This window comes from Rossellomorea sp. DA94, assembly GCF_029834455.1.
GTDB lineage: Bacteria > Bacillota > Bacilli > Bacillales > Bacillaceae_B > Rossellomorea > Rossellomorea vietnamensis.
Genome location: NZ_CP122397.1, coordinates 1,700,610 through 1,723,501, shown reverse-complemented (window position 1 = coordinate 1,723,501; position 22,892 = coordinate 1,700,610). Strand labels below are relative to the sequence as shown.

Below are 22,892 nucleotides of genomic sequence, written 5' to 3'. Positions count from 1 at the left end.
TTATTCGAAAATATAGGGAAGCCATAGGGGCATGACTATTTTAACCGGAGAAGCCTTCTCCTTTTCCTTCTTTTTTTCGAGCCGAAACGCAGCCAGCCTATTTTCAAGAAGAACCCAAACATGATCAGTGCAATGAGTCCCATGATACCCAGGACGATGAAATACCCATTGGGTTCATCGAGTTCAGGCATGTTGACAAAGTTCATCCCATATAAACCTGCAATAAAGGTAAGGGGCATGAAAATCGTCGTGATGACAGTCAATGTCATCATGATGTTGTTCATTTTATCTGAATTGATCGATAAATAATTATCACGTATATCCGATGAGAATTCCCGATAAGATTCAAGCATTTCCACCAGCTTTATTAAATGATCATAGACGTCATTGAAGTATAGCTGCTCTTCCTTCAAGGCATTCAATCTGCCCGAATTACTGATGCGATACAATAGATCCCTCATCGGCACGAGGGTGCGACGCAGCTTTGACATATCGTGTCGGATATCAAATAATTCATCCATCAGATCACTATCGGCTTCTTCATTCGTGTTGTCTTCAATCGTATTAAGGCGGTCTTCTATCTTATACACGAGGGGAAAATAATCATCCACGAGCCGGTCGACGATTCTATGCATGATTTTGAACGGGCTCAGCTGGCCACCTTCTTCTTTCATCTCTTCCCATATTTGATTTAACTGACTGACAGGTTCTTTATGGAACGTAACGATAAACCTTGAATTCACAAACATATTCACCTCATGGGAATCAAGGGTTTGTGTATTGATTCCGTGCATGAGCACAAAGATGTATTGATCATAAAAATCAAGCTTGGGACGTTGACTGAAATCATCCAGACAATCCTCAATCGCAAGAGGATGAAATCGAAAATACAGCTTCAGCAATCTGATGTCCTTGCTTGAAGGCTCAGAGAAATCCACCCAGTACCATTTTACATCTTTTTCCTTAATTCTTGATAAGGGAACATCACTTTGGATCTCCCCGTTTTCCATGATTATACTTGTTCGGATCATATGGCTCTCCCTAACTGTCTTTTTTCATTTTTTATCCTTTCCCTATTTCTCCTCCATTCAAACAAAACCCCTGCGTTACCATTCAATTTAATGTTAAAATATGAATCAAACGATCAAAGTAGGTGTACATATTGGAACAGCATATTAACCCCAGGGTCAGGGACATACAAATTTCTGGTATACGACGATTTTTCAACATGGTATCAGACATCGACGATATGATTTCCCTGACAATCGGTCAGCCTGACTTCCCAACGCCCCAACATATTAAAGATGCAGGAAAAGCAGCCATTGATGGAGGTTTCACGTCTTATACCCATAATGCAGGATATATCGAATTACGTGAAGCGGCTGCTTCATTCGTCAAAGAAAAATACGATGTAGAATATGACCCTGCAACAGAAGTCATTGTCACAAATGGTGCGTCCCAGGGAATCGATGTGATTCTCCGTACGATCCTTTGTCAGGATGACGACTGCCTTCTTCCAGGGCCCGTATATCCTGGGTATGAACCCATCATCAAACTATGTGGTGCCAATCCGGTCCATATCGACATTACCCAAAATGAGTTTAAATTAGATGCAGCATTGATCAAGGACAGCCTGACCCCTTCAACCAAATGCATCATCCTCCCATACCCCTCGAATCCAACAGGGGTCAGCTTATCAAAGCAAGAGCTGAAAGAAATTGCCGAATTACTCAAGAGCCGGGACATTTTTGTATTGGCTGATGAAATATATAGTGAACTTACCTTTGATGGTTCACATCATTCCATTGCAGAGTATTTAAGAGAGCAAACGATCATCGTGAATGGATTATCAAAGTCACATAGTATGACAGGTTGGAGGATCGGGCTGATCTTCGCTCCTGAAGCCATTTCGAGGCACCTTCTGAAGGTGCACCAATATAATGTGTCCTGCGCTTCGTCCATCTCCCAAAAAGCGGCTTATGAAGCTTTGACAGCCGGGAAAGACGATGCTCTGGATATGAAGGTAGAGTATAAGAAACGAAGGGATTATGTATACGACAGGCTTGTTGATATGGGATTTGAGGGAATCGTCAAACCCCACGGTGCCTTTTACTTTTTCGTGAAAATACCCGATAACGTTCTGTTAAGCTCATTTGATTTCTCCCTTGCCCTGGCACAGGAAAAAAAGGTGGCTGTCGTCCCTGGCGATGCCTTTTCACCACTTGGAGAAGGGTACTTCCGTCTTTCTTATGCCTGTTCCATGGATCAACTGACAGAAGGACTCGACCGTCTTCAATCCTTTATTCAATCTTAACAAGAGGGACGGACCTTGCATCAAGGTCCGTCCCTCTTTGTTCATTACCCTTTATATTCACCATTGTTTTTAGGTGCTTTTTCTTTTTTCGCTTTGTCGTTGTGGATTTTATTTGTTGCTGCACTCCCTATTTCATGGGCAAATTCAGCATTGATCTTTGAAGAATCAAAGCCTTTTTTATTTTTCTGTTGCGGATCATTTTTCTTTGTTCTTTTAGCCATCGTTTATTTCCCCCTTTATTATAACTGCTGAACCGCTTAATCGATCAGCATTTGTTTATTATTCATCTTCATCTGAAGTCCTATTCAATGGACAAATATCAAAAAAAAGAACTAACTCAGTTAACTGAGTTAGTTCAATAAAAAAAGGAAAAGGGGGTGTTAGTGAGAAATTAATCTCCAATTTCATGCTTAGTAATAGAATACCCGCTTTTAAAGATGATAAACCATCTTTCTACTTTTTTTATAAAAATTTTTCATTCACCGAAGCGCCGCTCCACTGAACAAAAAATGTCTATTTATGGGCCTTCAAACAACCCAGGTACCCAAAAAAGTTATTTTAGTAAAACACTTTAAAAAAGCGCTTTCATACAGTATAATAAACAAGGGAATTCTGATATTGAAGTTTGACCATGACTTGCAGAATGGTAATCATTTTGTATAATCCCCTTTTGAAAAGAAAAAAAGGATTGAAAGAACCAAGCGCTCCTTCAATCCACAAGAAAGGGGGAAATGAGAATAAAAAGGCCCAAAGGGTGTGTGCCTTATTCTTCTCAGATATAATACCCTCATTTCCACCTTTTAAACCTATATTTATTCCATTGATGTGGCTTTTTTCACTGCAGAAATGACCGCATCATTGGTGTCTAGTTGTAGTGCCTGTTCAGCCAGTTCTTTCATTTCAGCGCGGTTCAACTGACGAATTTGAGAACGTGCCTTCAAAATGGATGTTGCACTCATTGAGAACTCATCCAAACCTAATCCAAGTAAGATCGGTACGGCAATCTCATCTCCAGCCATTTCTCCACACATACCTGCCCATTTTCCTTCCTTATGTGCCGCATCGATGACCATTTTCACAAGACGTAAAATGGCAGGGTTATACGGTTGATATAAGTAGGAAACGCGCTCGTTCATACGGTCGGCAGCCATTGTGTACTGAATCAGGTCGTTTGTCCCGATCGAGAAGAAATCAACTTCCTTGGCAAATACATCCGCCATGACGGCAGTTGAAGGAATTTCCACCATGATTCCCACTTCAATGTGATCAGCTACCGTTGTCCCATTTTCAAGTAGGGCCTTCTTCTCTTCTTCCAGGATCGCTTTCGCTTCTCTGAACTCTTGAAGATTTGAAATCATCGGGAACATGATTTTCAAGTTTCCAAATGGACTTGCCTTCAATAACGCTCTAAGCTGCGTACGGAAGATATCCTGCTCATCTAGACATAGACGGATCGCACGATACCCAAGGAAAGGGTTCATTTCTTTCGGCAGATTTAAGTAAGGAAGCTCTTTATCCCCACCGATGTCAAGGGTACGAACCACCACAGGTTTCCCTTCCATTCCTTCTAATACAGCCTTATATGCTTCGTATTGCTCATCTTCTGACGGTAATTCGTCACGACCCATGTATAGGAATTCTGTACGATACAGTCCTACACCTTCTCCACCGTGATTCTTAACGCCTTCAAGATCCTTAGGTGTCCCGATATTGGCAGCAAGTTCAACATGCTCCCCATCTTTGGATACCGTCGGTTCATTCACGAGCTTCGCCCATTCAGCCTTTTGTTCTTCATAACGGGCATGCTCTTTCTTGTACTCTTCGATGACTTCCGGAGTCGGATTAATATGTACTTCTCCATTTAATCCGTCAACGATGATCATATCACCATTTTCAACAGAGGAAGTAATGGATTTCGTCCCCACTACAGCCGGGATCTCCATTGAACGGGCCATAATGGCCGAATGTGATGTTCTTCCACCGATATCCGTTGTGAATCCTTTAACGAATTCACGGTTTAATTGTGCCGTGTCAGAAGGAGTTAGATCCTCTGCAATCACAATCACTTCTTCTGTTACCATGCTTGGGTTTGCAATCTGCACGCCCAATAGGTGTGAAAGGACACGTTTCGTCACGTCACGGATATCCGCCGCACGTTCCTTCATATACTCGTTATCCATGGATTCAAACATGGATACGAACATATCCGCTGTTTCTTTAAGTGCGGATTCAGCGTTTACATTTTCTGATTTTACTTTGTCTTCGATAGGTGTCAGTAGTTCTGGATCGCTTAAGACAAGAAGATGCGCTTCAAAGATTTGAGCTTTGTCTTCCCCTAAATCAACTCTCGCTTTATCACGGATCGCTTCAAGCTCTGATTTAGATGTCGCAATGGCATTCTGGAAGCGTGAAACTTCCTGTTCAGCATTGTCTACGCTTTTCTTCTCAAAGCTCAGGTCAGGTTCGACCAGGCGATACGCTTTTGCTATGGCAATACCATTTGATGCCGCAATACCTTTTAAGAGACTGGACATTACTCAGCTAAACCTTCTTTGTTCAATGTTTCCTGTAAGCTGTTTAACGCTTCTTCCTCGTCACTACCTTCAGTAATGATTGTGATTTCTGCACCTTTACCAACACCTAAAGACATAACACCCATGATCGATTTTAAGTTTACTTTCTTTTCTTTGTATTCTAGATGTACATCGCTGTCGAATTTGCTTGCCGTTTGAACCAATAGAGTTGCCGGACGAGCATGAATTCCTGTTTCAGCTGTAACTGTAAATGTTTTTTGTGCCATGTGAATCGACTCCTTCAATTATCTTGTTTTTAGTTGCTTCATAAAAGTAATGGATTATAAAGAAAACGTCAACTATTTCTAGTGATTAATCCAATATTCCTATAAAGCTGTTCAATAAAAAAGAATAGCATGCAATGAGGATATACACAATTGTAAAGCTTGATTTTTTTAGTATTTCATAAATTTGCCACTGTTATGAACCTAATTATGTAAAATTTGATGATTTATTGTAAACCCAAAAGAAGAAAACGCAGTAAAGACCCCATATCCATCTGATACGGAGTCTTTAGTATGAGTCATTCTTCGTGTTATCATACTATTCTTTTTCTACTGTTTCTGCCTTCATGATGTTATAGCCGATCTTTGCTTTGATGACCGTTCCCTTCAAGGTCATTTCATGATCTTCTGAGATATTGGAGTATACATTCACCAAGTCGCAAATACATCGGGAGAACAACTCAGACAGCTGCTTTAATTCCTGGACCTCATACTTCCTGTCTTCTTTCATCAATTCCTCCATCACATCGATGGCAAGACTTTTCACCCTCAGTGCCTGCTCGATTTCGTATTTCAAATGGAACTCTCCCCTTCCTATCATTCTTTCTCTAGCATATGCCGTGGAAACTAGATTAGAACGGGGAAGCTATCAAATGTTCAATTGGGCATCCTTTGTAAATAGTCGCTTATATGCCAGTAAAATAAACAGGACGACTGTCAATGCAACGCTTCCGACAATTCCTAACAGAATGGCAATCTGATATTCAATGGCTACCAGGGGGCTTACTCCTGAAAGAATTTGCCCAGTCATCATCCCAGGAAGAAAAATGATACCCATCCCCAGCATATTATTCAGAGTGGGGAGGATGGCAGAATCAAATGCATTATCCAAATACGTCTTAGAGGCTGCTTTAGGGGTTGCCCCCAGCATCAAAGCTCCTTCTACTTTTCCCCTCTGCTCTATCAATCCTCCAAGGAGGGTATTGATTCCAAGCGTTATGCCCGTCATCGCGTTCCCCACAATCATCCCTGCGATCGGAATGAAATATCTTGGTTCATACCATGGGGAGAAATGGATGACGACCATATTGAAATAAAACAAGCTGATCAGTGTACCTGCACATAATGAAATGGCAGCGATGCCTTTCAGCTTTCGATCCATTTCATATTTGACCTGCTTGAATATATTCCTTACTGCAAATACTTCCATTACGACTATGATACTCAAGGTTAGCCAAGGGCTTGGGTGATCAAAAATATATGTAAGGATGTATCCAGCGATAATCAATTGAATGGTCATCCGGAAAGAAGCGAGTATGATTTGTTTTTCCCTCGATATCCCTCTCCATTTCACGATAAATAACAAGAGAAGGACAAAGCCATACGCTGCAATGAATCTCCATAATTCTATATCGATAATTCCTTTTTCCAATGTCTAACCCTCCATCTGCTATTTTCTAATCGTAATGATTTCCTCGCCGTACTCTTCGGCCACATTTGTCGAATGAGTCACCATGATGATGGTTCCTCCATGCCCATTTGCACACGTAATAAAACTTTTCATCACTTCAATCTCTGTTTCTTCGTCAAGAGCCGACGTAGGTTCATCCAATAAATAAACAGCAGGCTTCATTACTAACACCCTGCCGAGGGATAATCGCTGGCGCTCTCCGCCAGACAACTGTTCTGCACGTGCATCCAGTGGTTTATCCAGCTTCACAATGCTCAACATCTTCAATAGCTCTTCCCGGCTAGCCAGTGGCTTTTCTGAAAAAACAAGCCCCTTCTGAAGATTTTCTTCCACTGTTTCTCCAAACAGAAGAGGGGTCTGGGAAATCATGACAGCTTCCCTCCGATGCTTCACCGGATCCACACTTTCCAGGGAATTTCCTTTATAACGGATTTGCCCCCTAGCTGGTATATTCATTTTATTCAACAATTTCAATAAAGTAGATTTCCCGGCACCACTTTCCCCAACAACGCAGGTCGTCCTGTGCTCAGAAATATCCATTTCCTTAATATGTAAAATATCTTTATAGTGTACATCCCTTAATTCATACAACATAAACGATACCTCCTCATCTCTATCATACCCCACCGAACAAAATTTAAAGAAGCTAATGCTTACATTAAATGATTCATGCAAGCACTAGCTTCTTCTATTGATCTTCCCGTTGTTTCAATTCACCAATATGATGTTCGATCTGTCTTGTGAAGTAATCGACTTCTTGCTGACTTGGAACGGATTGACCGTATCTGATACGTTCATAAAGAGAGAAAAAACGTTCCGATTCACTGAGGCCGATCCGGTTGAACCATAATTGAACGTTCTCATTCTGTTGTCTTCCCGCTCCCCATATGTGGGCTTCCCCTTCGAGCTTCTCCATGGATAGCCGGATGTCGTCCCTTGCTTTTGAATAAGAAAATTGTTCTATTTCAGGATCCTCGTCCAGGGTTACAATCTTTTTAGTCATCATGGTTGGAGAATTTTCTTCTTCCTTTGAGGTGTCAAAGGAAGATTTTCGTTTCTTCACCAAATAAATGATGACGGCTATAACAAATAGCCCCAGTAGAACCTCATTCACCCAGGAAAATGATAATCCCTGGCTAAGTTCATAATTCTGGGCCTCTAAGAAATCCTGTTTTTGAACTTCGCTTCCCTCCCCCTCCTGAGCATGCCTCGTACTTAAGAACCTGTCTCTTAATATTATTAACTGTTGATAAATTGGATCAACTAAGAAAGAAAATACCCAAAATCCCTTTTCTGCTACCCAATAAATCCCTTTACTTACCAAAGAGCTGAATACTGCCAGTAGCCCCCCTGCCAATGTTACTAAAAACCAGAATCCCATTGGTTTGAGCAGCACTTTTTTATGACCGGTTTTCACATCTCCGAGCATTCTTTGAATCGGCGTGAGCGTGATGATGATGGAAAATAAAATAAATAACAGACTGTAAATGATATACGTATTTCCCAATCCTCTTACAGAACCTGTCAATAATGATACTGACGAAATAAATAAAAAGATCAGGACAGACCCGCTGTTCACTTCGATGGATGCATCATTACTTTTTGTATAAGACGTGATTCTCCAATGTAAAAAAACAAGGACAGCCAACATCACCCACCATGCAGCAGAGAAGAAGTAGATACTTAATACAAGAGAAATAGCGAGTGCCCCTAACAACAGTTTGAAGACCCAAGGTTTTAACGTGCTTACTAAGAGAAATGTAAATATTATGATAAACACCATACAAAGGGCCGGTACGTAGCTGCTTAATAGTACTTCTTTGGAAAAAAGGAATGTGGCCATCAATAGGGCGAATAAAATATCGATTCCGACATAGAGCCCTATTTTCATCATGAGCATTAGTTTATGTTTGATCAAGAAGGAACTTTCAACGAACGATTCCATAATGTGACGACTCCTTGTTTTTGTTCTGAATTCAACTTATAAACTTGGATTTTCTGTTTCTCAATCTTTGTCAACAAAGCTTCTTCACGTGCCCCCAGTGCCCCTGCAGTAATAAATACAGAAGGTACCAATTGTCTGAGGTATAAATGCTTCAGTACAATATGGAATGGGATTGTAAACTCATCTGTCGATAAAGTAGAAAGCATTTCCATTCCTCTCTGCCTGTGAACCCTTCCTATTCCGGGCGGAAGATAATAATAAGGGGTCCCGCCCTGGGATCTCACGTTTAAGACAAGGGAGAAAGTGATATTTTGTTCTACCGCAAGCCTCATCATATAGGAGGCATATTGAATGATTTCTTCGAGCTGGTTGGTGATGGCATAGCGATCCGATAGATTGATGGCGATCATCCACTCTTTTTGAGTAGCTGGTGCATAGATCTTCGTTTGAAGGCTGCCCGTTCTGGCAGTTGCCTTCCAGTGAACATCCTGAAAGCGGTCTCCTTGAATGTAATCCCTTGTCCCTATCTGATGAAAGACATCATGAAATAATGAATGTTGGATGGGGACGTCTCCCTGTTTCCATGTAAGCTTTTGTTCGGCCATTTTCACGGGAGAATCTGAAGGAAATACGATAATGGTCGACGGGACATGATCGAGTAAATCCAAAAGTACTTTACCACTTCCGAATAAGTGGGGGATTTCCAGCTGCATATTGGTAATCTTGCATAATCCCCTTCTTTTTCCCATAACAGGTATAGAGATGCTCCCTTCCTCATTTTTACGGATGGAGAAGGGGATGGACACTTCAATTTTGTCCTCCACCCCTGACGAGTAGGGGTGCATAGTGGGGATGACGATATCTTTAAATGTGATTTTCAACGTCGCACCCCAAATGGACATGCCTTTATTTTGAAGTTGAAATTCCCACTTTTGCTCTTCATCGCAATGCAGCCTAATCCTCTTCGTGGTCCTTCCAATGCTGATGCCTTCACCAATTTTCATTAGATACCATTGATGGACCCTGAAATAGAGGATCATCAACAAAAAAATACCTAATCCTACATAGGAATGTACATAAAAGCTTGCTGCCCCAACGATGACAAGCAGGACCAGAGTCAAGGATATATAAGGATCTTCGACAATGTCACGTTTCCAATTCACTAAGCTTGCCTCGCTTCTACAGGAGTAACGGCCATTTCTACAATTTGCTCGATCACTTCTTCGGCCGTTCTCGTCAAGGAAGACTCTATCGTTAATTGGATCCGGTGCTGCAGTACATATGGGGCAACGGCTACGATATCCTGCGGTCTCACAAAATCCCTTCCTTCAAGGAATGCTTGAGCCTGAGAGGCCTTGAGAAGCGCAAGGCTCGCCCGTGGGCTTGCACCTACCTCCACCCATTCATGTTCCCTTGTTCCCCTCGTAATTTGAAGGATATATGTTTCAATATCCTCGGATATATGTACTTCTTTAACTTGGCGGGTCAATGATTGTAACTCATCAAGACTTAACACTTTGTTGACTGTATTTAATGGTTCGGCTGATTTAAAGCGATTTAATATTCCTCTTTCTTCTTCAAAATCAGGATACGTAAACGGAATTTTCAATAAAAATCGGTCCAGCTGAGCCGCAGGCAGTGGAAAAGTCCCCTGCTGGGATTCAATCGGATTCTGAGTGGCGACCACGATAAATGGTGGCTCTAATGGGACGGTTTCCCCGTCTATGGTGATTTGTTTTTCTTCCATTACTTCGAGTAAACTCGCCTGTGTTCTAGGAGTGGCTCTGTTAATCTCATCTGCCAAAAGGACATTCGTGACCACGGGTCCTGTCCTTAATTCGAATTCCTGTGTTTTCGGATTAAAAAACTGTATACCAGTCACATCACTCGGTAACACATCCGGTGTGAATTGGATCCTTTTGAACGCTCCATCGATACAGTGACTGAAAGTTTTGGCGAGCAAAGTCTTTCCTGTACCTGGGACACTTTCCAATAGAACGTGTCCTTCTTGAAGTAATGCAATTAACAATAGGTCGATTTCCTTGTCCTTCCCCACTAGCACTTTATTCATCTCTCTCTTGATTGAATCCAATCGATTCATTCTTTTTCCCCCTCATTGACTATATTGATTAAATTTTCTAAATATATTATTTTTTTATTCTATCATAACTCGTTGTTAAATTATCCCTTTTTCATAAAAAAAACGAACCACTTCACCAGGATAGGTGAACGGTTCGTTTTATTACCGTTAATGTTCATACATCATCTTCTTTGTCATTCCCCCATCAATCACGATGTTTTCACCTGTGATGAAATCATTATCGGGGTGGGCAAGGAATAAGCATGCCCTCGCTATATCTCCGGGTTTCCCTACCCTTCCGGAAGGGTGCTGACTGTGGTCGATGTCTCTCAAGGTGTCATAATCTTCTGTTTGAATCCATCCGGGACTGATGGAATTGACGCGGATCCCCACTTCGCTCAAAGTAATGGCCAGAGAATGGGTGAGGCTGACAATGCCTCCTTTTGTCGCTGAATAGGCTTCAGTATCCGGTTCAGACATAGTAGCTCTTGTTGAGGCCATATTTATGATGCATCCACCCTGATTCTTCATTAATGAAGCCGCTTCCCGGCTGCAATAAAATACGCTGCTTAAGTTTGAAGATAGAATGCTGTTCCAGTCGTCAGGTTCCATATCCCAGAAGGACATGAATCTGGAGACGCCTGCATTATTTATCAGAACGTCCAGCACCCCATGATCTTCTTTTATTTTATTGAAGACGCCTTTCACCTCATCGTGGACACCGACATCTGCTTCATGGAATCTCGTGGTATATCCCTCTGCATTAAGCCTGTTGGAATGTTCTCTCCCCTTTTCCACGTCCTTATCTATAAATTCAACCATGGCGCCCTCTCTGGCAAATTCTTCAACCAGGGTTTTCCCTATACCGCTGGCTCCCCCTGTGATACATACAATTCTGCTCTTCATTCTCTTCATCTCCCATTAAATGTTTATATAGAAGGATACCCTTCGCCCTGAAGGTTCAATCTCTTTTAATAGAAAAGGGTTAACCCGGTTGGAATTCTCTTTATAAAATAAGAGAGATTACCAAAGGTTAACCCTTTTCTATTTATTGAATCATTTTATTTTGAGTTGTTTTTTTTGTATCATTTCGCTGATGAATATTGATCAAGGCATCCAGCTCTTTACTAAGTTGGATTGTAGTGGGACTGTCCAGCCCTAAACGAAGGCCTGACTCTATCATTTTCCACCGTACCAACTCAATTTGAGCAACAATTGTCCCATTCATCAACATCACCTCTATTTCTTTTCTCTATTTTACTATTAATCCCACATAGAGGAAAGAAAAAAGATATCCGAACGCTCATTTATTATTTTCGATCAACCTTACTTTGCGAAACGGTGTTTTCCAATTGTCAGCAAGGTGTCCCTGCTCGTGATCCAGTCACTTGTAGATGTCACTGGATTATAGAAAAAGAGTGATCCCTTTCCTTGGCCTCTGAATGCCAGGGCTTCCTGGACCGCGTCCCTTGCTTCCTGTGAAGGCGCCTGGTTGATTTGTCCATTTTGTACAGGCGAAAAGGCATAATGTCCATTTGAAACCTGATAGATTACATGTTTGATAGTGTCAGGGAACTCAGTAGAGTCCACTCTGTTCAATACGACGGTTGCAACTGCGACTTTACCTGCATATGGCTCACCTTTTGCTTCAGCATGTACAAGCTTTGCAAGCAGCTCCCGATCTTCTGCTGTCACATTATTATCAGGTATTTTGATGGTTTGACCCGGTTGGATTTCATTGGATTTCAGATTATTTGCTTCCTTTAATTGAATGACGGATACGGATTTCTCTTTACCGATATCCCAAAGGGACTCACCCTTTTCTACAGTGTGTTCTCCCCCTGCAGCAAATGTTTGAGTAGAGAACGTAACAAAAGAAAGTGCTGCAATTCCTAACATAAAGCTCTTCTTGATCATATTTCTACCTCCCAAATAGCGTTCCCTCATAAGATAACAATGAATGGGGAGAATTTCAGCAGGTAATGGTTACCACCAATGGTGCACGCTTCTATACTAAATGAAGAAACCCGTTCATATAATGTTTTATATACAACAAGAACCCGGTGTCCATTTGCGAACAAAAAAAGCAGAGGATGATCTCCTCCACTTTGCTTAACTTCTTGGTGTATCAAGGTATTGAAAGAGGATATTCCCACCTTGTTTAGCGATCCCACGGAACTGTTTGAAGTCTCCCTGTTTTACCAGCACAGATCGGAAAGCAAGAAAATCTTCCTTCGATACCATTATTTCCTCTACTTCTCTTGTACGCAATGATTGCAGCTGTTCAAGAATTTCTGTTTCACTCATATCCACTACCTCCATCTTCACTGCTTCTATTGTAGTTTCAAAAGGCTACTGAGCTCAAGACATAATTTTTATATGCAATTTTTAGAAAACTCTTTACCTTTTCATGACTTTGCGTCAAAATATTAGTAATTGTTTGTAGAAATTTGCCAAAAAGGAGCGGCTTTTGATGAAAAAAGCAGAAATCGGGAATGTCATTGAATTTAGAGAAGGATTAAAAGGAATCGTTGAAAAAGTGAATGAAAATTCAGTAATCGTCGACTTAACTTATATGAAGAATTACCGCGAACTTGAATTAGAAGAAAAAACAGTGGTGAATCATAAAAATTATAAGATCGTAGAGGCATAATACTAAAAATATTTTTCTTATAGGTGGAGGACTTCCTCCTCCTTTTTTGATGTAGGACCAAAATAGAAAGGTTTACGGCGGCAGCTTTGAGGTTATTCTGATAGCATACTGTCTCGTAAGGTGGAACCCTGTTATGAACCTGAATATACATATATTGAATAAAGCACAAAAAAGCTTTTGGTTTGTGCCATTTTTATTTTCGCTGATCTCTTTGCTTCTTTCTCTTGTCACCTTTTATTTTGATTGGTGGTTAAGTCAGCATAACTATCCGATATTTCCAAAGGTTTTGTTCTCTAATTTTAATTTATCCATGACCATCATCAGTACGATTGCCTCATCCATCATGACAATGACGACCATTACCTTTTCAACCATCATGGTTGTCCTCACGACTTTTCTATCCCAGTATTCTCCGAGGACCTTACAGAATTTCATTAATGACCGCCCGACTCAGAGGGTGCTTGCCATCTTTGTATCCGGTGTGGTCTACTGCATAACCCTGCTGGTCCTCCTTCAGGATGAATCAGGTCAGAAATTATATATTTCCTCGGCTTTTGCCGGCATAGTGGCCGTTATTTGTTTATTTGTCTTCGTTTATTTCGTACATCATGTTTCCAACTGGGTGAAGGTAAGTAATTTAATCCACAATATCACCATTAAAACCAATAAAAAAATTGATAACAGCTACCTATATAGAAGAAATGCCATTCAAGAGGTACCATCTACATTCAATGACTCTTTCTTTAAAGAAACGGATCCGACTAATGTGTTCAGTGAAGCATCCGGATATCTGCAACAGATTGATATCGAAGGGATGATTAAAAAGGCCAAAAAGGACAAGAGTATTGTACGGATGGTGAAGACACCTGGCGAATACTTACTTGAAGGGACCCCCGTGATGACAATTTGGTCAACGAACGAAGACATTGACGCAGAAGACTACCTGGACCATCTAGTCTTGGGTCCTGATAAAGAGCCGATTGAAGACATTGAACTCGGAATCCGGAAGCTAGTAGAAATAGCCTTAAGGGCCATTTCCCCGGCCATCAACGACCCTAATACGGCTAAGAACTGCATTGAAGAAATCGGCATCATCCTGTCAAAGCTCGCTAAACATAAGCTTCCAAGCTCTTATTTGACAGATGATGAAAACCAGCTGCGTATCATTTTAGAACAGCCAACCTTTGTCGATTATTTATACAAAAGCTTTTATCAATTAAGGCATTACGGTAAACAAGATGTATCCATCATTGCAGAAATCTTCCGTTCCCTTAGAATGATTGGTGAAAACAACAGCAGTGAAACACAGCGGCTGGTCTGGACCTTCAAGAATTATATACTTGAAGGCATCGACTATGACAGCCTGCAGGACCTTGATATGCAGTACATCATGAGACATTTGGACGAATTGGCAGCAGCTTGTGGTAAAGACAATTGGGACAAGGATGAAGTACGAAATATATACTTCCCCGAGCAATACAAAACCGATGACTCTTATCATCATAAAAAAGACTTATAACCAAAAGAAAAACGGATGCCCTTTGGCATCCGTTTTCCTTTTATTGCTTTTCTTTCTTTCCTTCTGAGAGCTCTTTGAATGAAGAAACTTTACCGTGAGGATGCTGCTCCTCTTTTCTTACATTCCACTGTCTTTCTTTTTCATGTTTGGACTGTGTCATGTTTATCACTCCTTTTGATTTACTCTCTATTAACATGAGCTGCAGACACATTTTTTACTCTTTTTGAACATTATTTATTCGGTTTCATCCACAGAAGGATAATGAATAACAAACTCATATAGCCAAAAAGAGGGTACAAATAGGATAAGAGCTCACTGTACTCAAAGAAGCTCAAAGAATAAATCATCAGGAAAATCCCTGTAAAAGTCCATAAAGAAGAGCCTTTCCAATAGCTTCCGAGCTGTTTTTCGAGGCCGAATACACCACCGATGACGGAAGTGAAAATTTCACCATAAATAATGAGGATATAGATAAAGTAGAAACCTGATACGAATGACTTCATCACCACGGCCATGGGAATCTGATACTGGGTTACATTTGGAATCGTGACAAGGGTGATATGACTGGAGATCAAAATAAGTGTTAGAAAAAAACCGCCAAGATATCCCCCATATTTAATGGTTTCCCTATCTTTCACTGCTCCTGCAACTGGAACGAGAACAGCCTGTGCCATGGCGAGATTGAAGGCAACATATGAAAATGGGGCGACGACCGATTTCCATCCATCTTCCGCATGAGGGATCATGAGGAATGCTTCCATAAAATCCGCATGGCGAACGGAATACACCATCAGGAGCAGATTGAAGACAATCATAAGAGGAACGACAAACGTATTCACAGCAAATAAGCCTTTCATCCCTACCATCATCGTTAAAAAACCTAATGCGATGGTCAAAAGAATCCCTAACTGTTTGGATAATAGGAGCTGCTCCTGAAAAACGGCCCCTGCCCCTGAAAGCATGACGGCTGAAACTCCGATCAGCATGATCATCATGACGATATTCATGATCTTTGAAAACCATTTGCCAAATAGATATTCATTAAATTCCTCGAATGACTTCGCTTTAATATCATGGGATTTGAGCATGATCTTGGTCCCCATCGTAATAAATAAATATCCACTTAGTAATATGGCAATAAACCCGACAAAACCAAACCGGGTGAAAAACTCGACAATTTCCCTTCCCGTGGCAAATCCGGCTCCTATCACAGTTCCTACATATACTGCTGCAATCTGAAACGATCCAGCCAATCTTTTCATCCCATCACCTCTGACACCTTCTACTTCACCTTATGTACAAGCATGGAAAATCAGAAGCAAAAGAACAGAATTCTTTTATTAACGAAAAAAAAACAACCGCATAAAATGCGGTTGCCCAAATTCATTTATAGGGTTGTATCATCGATTCCATTTAACCACTGCCTGATTGGTTTGATTACTTTTTCGACCGTTGCCTCCTGGAATGGGGAGTCTAGATGGGCCGCTTCCACCAGTGCTGTGAATGAACGGCTTCCTCCCAGTTTACAAAGGGCAACATAGTCACTCCAGGCCCCTTCACGATCCTCATTCATTTTCTTCCAAAATTGAAAAGCACAGATTTGAGCTAACGTATAATCAATATAGTAGAATGGTGAATTGTAAATATGGGATTGACGCTGCCAGAACCCGCCATTTTCCAAATACGACACCCCATCATAGTCTTTATGCGGAAGATACTCTTTCTCGATCTTTCTCCAAGCTGCGTTCCGTTCAGCAGGTGTAGCTTCAGGATTCTCATACACAAAATGCTGGAATTCATCCACTGCTACACCGTACGGGAGAAACTGCAGCGCCTCACTCAAATGAGAGAATTGATACTTATCCGTATCCTCCTTAAAGAAATAGTTCATCCATGGCCATGTGAAGAATTCCATGCTCATGGAGTGGATCTCGCAGGCTTCGTACGTTGGCCAAATGTATTCCGGGATATCGAATCCACGGCTTGAATATACTTGGAAGGCATGGCCAGCTTCATGAGTCAATACATCGATATCGCCAGACGTCCCATTGAAATTCGAGAAGATATATGGCGCTTCATGCCCAGCAATATATGTGCAATATCCTCCTCCCGCTTTCCCCTTCTTCGCCTCTAAATCCATGAGGTTGCGTTCGATCATGAAATCAAAGAATTCCTTTGTCTCAGGTGATAACTCTTCATACATTTTCTTACCATTGTCAATGATCCACTGAGGGTCTCCTTTAGGGGATGCATTGCCGGATGTGAATTTAAATCCTTCATCATAAAACTTCATGGAGTCGATACCAATCCGCTTCCCCTGTCTTTCTTTCAGCTCTGTGGAAAGAGGGACGATATGCTCCTTCACCTGATCACGGAATGTTTTTACCATATCAGGTGTATAATCCGTTCTCGTCATGCGATAATATCCTAACTCAACAAAATTCTTATAACCTAAAGTCGTCGCTATGGTATGACGGACTTTCACTAACTCATCGAATAAACGATCTAATTCTTCCTGATTTTCTTCAAAGAAAGAAAGGGTGGCAAAGGCTGCCTCTTTCCTTGTCCCTCGATTGACAGATTGTGTAAAGGGACCCATTTGGGCCAATGTTCTCTCTTCTCCTTCAAATGGGATCTTGGCAGAAGCCATCAGTTTCGTATACTGTGAAGACAACTTATTTTCTTTTTGAAGCAGAGTGATAATTTCCGGGGAAAACGTTTTGATTTCACTCTCTGCCAGAGAAAACAACTGTGTTCCCCACTTCTCTTCCAATTCCTTCCGATATGGGGAATTCACCAGTTCCTGATAATATTCTGTGACCATGCCGGAAACCTCAGGCATCATATCATCGATGTACTCCTGCTCTTCTTTGTAAAACCTATCATTTGTATCGATGGAATGCCTGATATAGCATATATTCTGCATGGTGTCGATGGTCAGTCGGATTTCATTGATTTCCTTGATCGCTTCCATCTGTTCCGAAACATTTGAAGCTGCTTTAAACTTCTGAAGCACCTTTTCGAATGCCGGCTTAATCTCTTCCAGATTCGGTCTTTCATATGTATATTCTTCAAACTTCATAGTTTGTTCCTCCTCTTAAATTCATCCCGATTATAATAATTCGACTTCATAGCCCGAATCTCCTGTTGATATAAGGATCGATTTCATTAATATCTCCTTAAAAAAGGAGCTGGAACTAAAGTGTTGAGTATTAAAATAGAAGTCGTTCGGATTTATATTATGCTGTTTACTTATGTACTATTGCTTTTGATGTAGTGAGTAGTGGTTGATTTCCGCTTCAGGAGCTCGCTTTCCGCGGGGCTGGCGGTGAGCCTCCTCAGGCTTCGCCTTCCGGGGTCTCACCTGTCCAGCGTTTCCCGCAGGAGTCGAGCACCTTCCGCTTCAATCAACTTTCCAAGCGTAAGTGTTTCGCAAAAACACATCATGTCGAGAGTGCTATACCATTGAATACACCTACTCTTCCTCTACTTGTTTCGGCGACAGATTACACCTACCTGTTCTGAATGGCCCATTCTGTCCGACACCTCACAATTGACCGAACTATCGAAAATTATAGTCCGTGTATGAATAGCAACTACTTTGTCAAAGTGGGCCTTTTATTATTGCTAAAGGATATTTAGTAGATAGCATGTTCTAGCTGTTGATTGGAGTGCAAGACGAAGACTCCTACGGGAAAAGCGGAATAGGTGAGACCCCGGAGGAGCGTCAGCGACGAGGAGGCTCGCCTTCCGCCCGAGGAAAGCGAAGTCTTGCACGGAAATCAACAGCGGTGTATCAAGTAATCTTAATTTCTTGATTGCTCGTCTTTAAAGTAAAGAAATTTGAAAATGTACCAACCTTAAAAAATAAAAGCCCCGTCTATAATAGACAGGGCAGATTGATGTGGCCTAGTAGGAAAGATCTTTGATGGATAGTCCAAGCTTTTTCAGCATTTGAATGGTTTCTTCCTTTTCGTCTGTGGAAAGGGCAGACATCAATTCGTGTATCCGGTTCTCATGATTCGGGAAAATATCATCGATCAACCTTCTGCCATTTTCGGTAATCTGGGCGTAAGTGACACGACGATCCGTTGGACAGGCAACACGTTTAAGATATCCCTTTTTTTCAAGCTTATCGACTACATACGTGATGCTGCCTGAAGCTAGCAGGATCTTCCCTCCAATTTGTTGCAAAGGCTGGTCTCCCTTATGGTACAGAAGCTCCAACACGGCAAATTCTGTCGGGTTCAGACCATTTTCTTGAATGTTCTTAGTTATCTCTTCATTTAACGCTTTAAAAGCTCTGGAAAGGACAATGAAAAGTTTCAACGATTGTTTTGTATCTTGTTTCTCGGTCATGGCATTCATTCCTTTAAAAAATATATCTCAGTTTCAAAATATTATACAAATATATCTGGTCATTGTCAACTGTCAGAGTCTTTCTGCAGAAGGAAAAAGCAAAGGACGGCCCGCTTTTTGGCGAACCGTCCTTTACCTTTGAAATAACGACAAATTAGTTTTGTTCGTATGATGTGAATGTGGAATTGAACGGAGATTCTGTCTCTCATATGTCTGAGTGATGAGGGAATTCCTGGTGAGTGGTCAAGAAGCAGTGCGTTTCAATAAACTCTTAATGTATTGCCCTAATTCGCTTGATGATTCGTGCAGTGGCTCTGATCCAGCATTGCTTGTGCACTTTTCATAGTCGTTCAACAGCTGATCCAATTGCTGGCTGCATTTGATTGTTTCCTCAGCACATAATCCTAAGTTTACTCCCATTGATACCATTTCCGAGCGCTTGTGATTGATTTTCAATAATAGCCACTTCTGTTTTAATAAACGACCCATTTCTACTAAACTCCTTTTTTAGCTCCTAGTCTATTTAAAGTAAAATCATTACTTGAGCATTATCGCAAGTATTATCAGAAAAGTAAATAGATTCGCAAAACAAGACAAAATAACTAGTATTATTGCTGAATTAGACATTTTTCGCCAAACGTGCAAAAAAAAAGATAGACAATAGAAGAGATTCTTTGTCTATCCTGATGGATGATTAATAGATTGGTACCCAGCCTTCCTGGGTGACGAAAATGCGGACGGCCACTACCTGCTTATCATCACTTAAAGTGAAATAGTGGCGGATGTTTTCAGGCACGGAAATTAAGTCACCGGGATTCAGGTGTACCTCAAAGAAATCCCCGTCCTTCCCTTGAATGACGAAAACGCCATGTCCACTTACTATAAATCGGACCTCATCATCCGTATGATGATGCTCCTGTTGGAAATTCTTTAATAGCTCTTCAAGATTTGGAGTGCTTTCGGAAAGGGAAATCACATCCCTTGCCTGATACCCTCTGCGAGCTGAAATATCTTCAATCTCCTCTTTAAAGGTGGAGAGAATGGCCTCTTTATCCTCATCGGTTAAAGCGAATCGGTCCCGCAGTGATTCGTCCAGTTTATCCATGTTCCAATGTTCGTAGATAACCCCTTGGTCATTTAAATAATTTACTACCTCTTCCTGGTGATCGATGATCTGATTTTTCCCCTGAATGTGTATCGTTGTCATAATTTTACTCCTCCCTTGGAAATAGATTTCGAAGTTGTTAATGATAATAATGTAAGGTGATATTGGAACAGAAACTCACACGCTTCCAATAGTTTCTTAGCTTCAAATCCTGTACGTCCCCAAACGCTAATTCCATGATTGCGAATGAGTACGGCCCCTTTATCTCCATTAATGAAAGGAAGGAAGGAATCCGCCAAGGTTGGGATATGTGCATGATTATGGATGATGGGTATCGAGAGGGAATCATGTTCATCCCATTTGTCCCAGGCTTTAATCAGTTCCTGGTTTCTGAATGTGATGACACCTTCATCCCCATACAGTTCACTGATCACATTGTTGGCAACAGTATGGACATGCAAGCTGCATCCTGCTGAACTCCCACTGAATATGTGACTGTGGAGGAGGGTTTCGGCTGAGGGACGCAGTTGGGTTTCCTCCAAGGCCTCACCCTGCGCATTCACAAGGAGGAAGTCCTCTTTCGTGTGTTTTCTCTTATCCTTTCCACTTGCTGTAACCAGGAAAGATACAGGCGATGATTCCACACGTATCGCTAGATTCCCACTGGTTCCCATAAACCAGTCCCTCTCCGCCAATTCTCTTTTGATATCAGCGAGCTCTTCCCATTCGGATTGATACGACTTCATATTGTCACTCCTTTTTCTATCACTTTTATGCAATCGTGAAATGTTTCAAAAGGATGATACGGGATTTCCTTTTCTTCACACGTACGTGCGAGATAGTCCCTTGCGAGTACTGTATCGCCAAGCTTCGCCATCTCGATGTCTGTAACAGAGTCCCCTATTACAATCACCTCATGATCTTCCAGGGATAATGCCCTCAGAATGGAAGGCTTACAGCATCCACATCCTTTGTTTTCACAGTGCACGTCACATGGATATGGCCAATGAATGGTTATGTTCGAATCGTTAAAGATCGCTTCGTTACAATATACAGCCTTAAAAGGCCCGAATTCTTTCAGTAACGGGTGAACGAAGAAGTCTATTCCCCCACTCACAATATACAGGGGAATCTCATTGACTTTTGTATAGTCCACGAATGCCTTGAAGCCTTCACGAATAACCGCTGTTTCCATCAAATACTGAATCATCTCGTCTTTCTTTGAAGAAGGAATGAGTGAGAACAACTTGCTTACCCCTTCTTTGATCGAGATCGAGTGGCTTAAAATGTCCTCTTTTACAGGCTCCCATTCCGGTGGGGCAAAGGCTTTCATCAAAGAAATGATATTATCTGTTTCTGTGATCGTCCCATCAAAATCACAGAATATCACTGGAAGACTCATTATACTTTTACCTCCCCACCCCATAGGGACAGGGCTTTCTGCAGTTCTTCATGGGTTTTGGCTGCCTCCTGGAGTGACGTTCCGTTTAAAACAGCATCGATTGCTTGGCCAAATGCCATTCCTCCCCCACTTGCACCGTCCGGGTGACCGTGAATGCCTCCTCCGGCATTGATGACACAATCTGTCCCGAAATCTTTTACTAAAAGGGGTACAAGAGCCGGGTGTATGCCTGCTGATGGAACTGGCAATGTTCTCTTCAAATGTTCGTCATTCTTTGTTAATTCATGGCTTATGGATAGGACGTTGCCTTTCTCTAGTGCCACACTACCATACGGAGATGGAAATAATGAAAAATCAGCCCCGGACATCCGCAATAATTTACCCAACCATAAAGAGTAGCTCACTCCATATACTGGAGATGCTGCAACAGCCCCGGCAAAGGCAGGATGAGCCATGATCGGCAATGAAATCTCAGGGTCCTCCCTCAATTCCTGCAGAACATCGAGACCGTAGGAAAATACATTGAATAAAAGAGCATCTGCCCCAAGCTCCCTGGCTTTTCTTGCCTTGTCCCGTAACTGTGAGGTTTTCCCTGTCAGATTTATGGCATACAAGGTTCTCTTACCCGTTTCTTCAAAGACATCGTGCAACACTTTTTTTCCTAATCTCACTCTTTCAAAAAATGGAGTCAAGGAATTATCAAATAATATTTCATCATCTTTTACGACATTGACTCCGCCGAGGGCCTGAGCTCTTAACTGATTTTCAAGGAACGTGAGATCCCTGCCGATCACTCCTTTGAATATGCTCATTAACAGCGGTCGACCATGAACCCCTGTTAATTCCCTGATGCCCTCTATCCCAAAACGTGGACCGGGAAATGACTTTTTTAAGTCTTCTGAGAACTCCAGATCCAGTAATTTCACTTCACCATCGAGAGAAAGTTTGCCGAATACCGTTGTAAGGATAGCCGGAATATCACTGGAATAATTATGACCGGGATACCCAATCTTCACCTCACCCCAGGAGCCTTCGTCCTCCCTCTCTTCCACAGAAACGACTCTCCCCTTGTATTTTCTTAATTGTTCCTGTTCCAGTAGCGGCAGGTCCGTCCATGATCCGACCGTGAGTCCCAAAGCAATCCCTTCTGCCTTTTTCTCGTATGAACCACTCTTTCCCTTTAGTCGATATGTTGCAATCACTTCGCTCATTCATATTACCTCCCTATGTAAAAGCTCTTTTCCGCG

The 22,892-nt window shown here is 41.6% G+C and carries 26 protein-coding genes; 3 read left to right on the top strand and 23 right to left on the bottom strand.

The features are described from left to right. Positions 1-35: 35 nt before the first annotated feature. Positions 36-1,031, bottom strand: coding sequence for a magnesium/cobalt transporter CorA (corA, locus tag P8596_RS09020; protein WP_079531658.1), 996 nt, complete (start codon positions 1,029-1,031; stop codon positions 36-38). A gap of 131 nt (positions 1,032-1,162) precedes the next feature. Between corA and P8596_RS09015 the strand changes: the two genes are divergently transcribed. Beyond that, entirely contained in the window at positions 1,163-2,314 is a 1,152-nt protein-coding gene (locus tag P8596_RS09015; protein WP_279726647.1) for an aminotransferase A, read from the top strand. A 44-nt stretch (positions 2,315-2,358) separates the two neighbouring features. Here the strand turns inward: P8596_RS09015 and P8596_RS09010 are convergent, their stop codons facing one another. From P8596_RS09010 to P8596_RS08950, 13 genes are all read right to left on the bottom strand, one after another. Then, positions 2,359-2,535 carry a hypothetical protein gene (locus P8596_RS09010; protein WP_167562111.1) on the bottom strand — a complete coding sequence of 59 codons (177 nt, stop codon included), beginning with the start codon at positions 2,533-2,535 and terminating at the stop codon, positions 2,359-2,361. A gap of 591 nt (positions 2,536-3,126) precedes the next feature. After that, positions 3,127-4,848, bottom strand: coding sequence for a phosphoenolpyruvate--protein phosphotransferase (gene ptsP, locus P8596_RS09005; RefSeq protein ID WP_224520374.1), 1,722 nt, complete (start codon positions 4,846-4,848; stop codon positions 3,127-3,129). After that, complete coding sequence (locus tag P8596_RS09000; protein ID WP_034756145.1) at positions 4,848-5,114, bottom strand: phosphocarrier protein HPr; 267 nt, start codon at positions 5,112-5,114, stop codon at positions 4,848-4,850. Before P8596_RS09000 ends, ptsP begins: the two co-directional genes overlap by 1 nt. A gap of 316 nt (positions 5,115-5,430) precedes the next feature. After that, positions 5,431-5,688: a hypothetical protein gene (locus tag P8596_RS08995; protein WP_279726646.1), complete on the bottom strand. Its 258-nt coding sequence runs from the start codon at positions 5,686-5,688 to the stop codon at positions 5,431-5,433. A gap of 72 nt (positions 5,689-5,760) precedes the next feature. After that, positions 5,761-6,543, bottom strand: coding sequence for an ABC transporter permease (locus P8596_RS08990; RefSeq protein WP_279726645.1), 783 nt, complete (start codon positions 6,541-6,543; stop codon positions 5,761-5,763). 18 nt (positions 6,544-6,561) lie between these two features. Continuing rightward, positions 6,562-7,176 (bottom strand): ABC transporter ATP-binding protein, encoded by a 615-nt coding sequence (locus tag P8596_RS08985; protein ID WP_279726644.1) that lies wholly within the window; start codon positions 7,174-7,176, stop codon positions 6,562-6,564. 94 nt (positions 7,177-7,270) lie between these two features. Next, complete coding sequence (locus tag P8596_RS08980) at positions 7,271-8,527, bottom strand: hypothetical protein (RefSeq protein ID WP_279726642.1); 1,257 nt, start codon at positions 8,525-8,527, stop codon at positions 7,271-7,273. Beyond that, positions 8,497-9,690, bottom strand: coding sequence for a DUF58 domain-containing protein (locus tag P8596_RS08975; RefSeq protein WP_279726641.1), 1,194 nt, complete (start codon positions 9,688-9,690; stop codon positions 8,497-8,499). The genes P8596_RS08980 and P8596_RS08975 overlap by 31 nt, the downstream gene beginning before the upstream one ends. Continuing rightward, positions 9,690-10,628: an AAA family ATPase gene (locus tag P8596_RS08970; RefSeq protein WP_279726639.1), complete on the bottom strand. Its 939-nt coding sequence runs from the start codon at positions 10,626-10,628 to the stop codon at positions 9,690-9,692. Before P8596_RS08970 ends, P8596_RS08975 begins: the two co-directional genes overlap by 1 nt. 147 nt (positions 10,629-10,775) lie before the next feature. Beyond that, positions 10,776-11,513, bottom strand: a complete 738-nt coding sequence (locus P8596_RS08965) for an SDR family NAD(P)-dependent oxidoreductase (protein WP_224520380.1) — start codon at positions 11,511-11,513, stop codon at positions 10,776-10,778. A 142-nt stretch (positions 11,514-11,655) separates the two neighbouring features. Beyond that, positions 11,656-11,835, bottom strand: a complete 180-nt coding sequence (locus P8596_RS08960) for an aspartyl-phosphate phosphatase Spo0E family protein (protein WP_034756166.1) — start codon at positions 11,833-11,835, stop codon at positions 11,656-11,658. A gap of 98 nt (positions 11,836-11,933) precedes the next feature. Then, positions 11,934-12,524, bottom strand: a complete 591-nt coding sequence (locus P8596_RS08955; protein WP_254653640.1) for a cell wall hydrolase — start codon at positions 12,522-12,524, stop codon at positions 11,934-11,936. A 195-nt stretch (positions 12,525-12,719) separates the two neighbouring features. Further along, a complete protein-coding gene (locus P8596_RS08950) occupies positions 12,720-12,914 on the bottom strand; it encodes a hypothetical protein (RefSeq protein WP_224520383.1) in 195 nt (64 codons plus the stop codon). A 166-nt stretch (positions 12,915-13,080) separates the two neighbouring features. On the opposite strand from P8596_RS08950, the gene P8596_RS08945 reads away from it, so the two are divergent. Continuing rightward, entirely contained in the window at positions 13,081-13,260 is a 180-nt protein-coding gene (locus P8596_RS08945; protein WP_034756175.1) for a YkvS family protein, read from the top strand. A 133-nt stretch (positions 13,261-13,393) separates the two neighbouring features. Continuing rightward, positions 13,394-14,779, top strand: a complete 1,386-nt coding sequence (locus tag P8596_RS08940; RefSeq protein WP_279726638.1) for a DUF2254 domain-containing protein — start codon at positions 13,394-13,396, stop codon at positions 14,777-14,779. A gap of 40 nt (positions 14,780-14,819) precedes the next feature. On the opposite strand, the gene P8596_RS08935 is transcribed toward P8596_RS08940, so the two are convergent. The 9 genes from P8596_RS08935 to P8596_RS08895 form a co-directional block, all read right to left on the bottom strand. Further along, a complete protein-coding gene (locus P8596_RS08935) occupies positions 14,820-14,939 on the bottom strand; it encodes a DUF6254 family protein (protein ID WP_219169248.1) in 120 nt (39 codons plus the stop codon). Between the two features lie 70 nt (positions 14,940-15,009). Continuing rightward, positions 15,010-16,041 carry a YkvI family membrane protein gene (locus tag P8596_RS08930; protein WP_224520385.1) on the bottom strand — a complete coding sequence of 344 codons (1,032 nt, stop codon included), beginning with the start codon at positions 16,039-16,041 and terminating at the stop codon, positions 15,010-15,012. Positions 16,042-16,166: 125 nt separating this feature from the next. Further along, a complete protein-coding gene (locus P8596_RS08925; RefSeq protein ID WP_279726637.1) occupies positions 16,167-17,861 on the bottom strand; it encodes a M3 family oligoendopeptidase in 1,695 nt (564 codons plus the stop codon). A gap of 827 nt (positions 17,862-18,688) precedes the next feature. Next, positions 18,689-19,147: a MarR family winged helix-turn-helix transcriptional regulator gene (locus P8596_RS08920; protein ID WP_481900324.1), complete on the bottom strand. Its 459-nt coding sequence runs from the start codon at positions 19,145-19,147 to the stop codon at positions 18,689-18,691. A gap of 234 nt (positions 19,148-19,381) precedes the next feature. Then, on the bottom strand, positions 19,382-19,627 hold the full coding sequence (locus tag P8596_RS08915; protein WP_079534195.1) for an aspartyl-phosphate phosphatase Spo0E family protein: 246 nt from the start codon (positions 19,625-19,627) through the stop codon (positions 19,382-19,384). A 205-nt stretch (positions 19,628-19,832) separates the two neighbouring features. Then, positions 19,833-20,345 (bottom strand): 1,2-dihydroxy-3-keto-5-methylthiopentene dioxygenase, encoded by a 513-nt coding sequence (locus P8596_RS08910; protein WP_159361788.1) that lies wholly within the window; start codon positions 20,343-20,345, stop codon positions 19,833-19,835. Then, entirely contained in the window at positions 20,342-20,989 is a 648-nt protein-coding gene (locus P8596_RS08905) for a methylthioribulose 1-phosphate dehydratase (protein WP_279726635.1), read from the bottom strand. Before P8596_RS08905 ends, P8596_RS08910 begins: the two co-directional genes overlap by 4 nt. Then, positions 20,986-21,645 (bottom strand): 2-hydroxy-3-keto-5-methylthiopentenyl-1-phosphate phosphatase, encoded by a 660-nt coding sequence (locus P8596_RS08900; RefSeq protein ID WP_279726634.1) that lies wholly within the window; start codon positions 21,643-21,645, stop codon positions 20,986-20,988. Before P8596_RS08900 ends, P8596_RS08905 begins: the two co-directional genes overlap by 4 nt. Then, positions 21,645-22,856, bottom strand: a complete 1,212-nt coding sequence (locus tag P8596_RS08895) for a 2,3-diketo-5-methylthiopentyl-1-phosphate enolase (protein ID WP_279726632.1) — start codon at positions 22,854-22,856, stop codon at positions 21,645-21,647. Before P8596_RS08895 ends, P8596_RS08900 begins: the two co-directional genes overlap by 1 nt. Positions 22,857-22,892 lie beyond the last annotated feature (36 nt).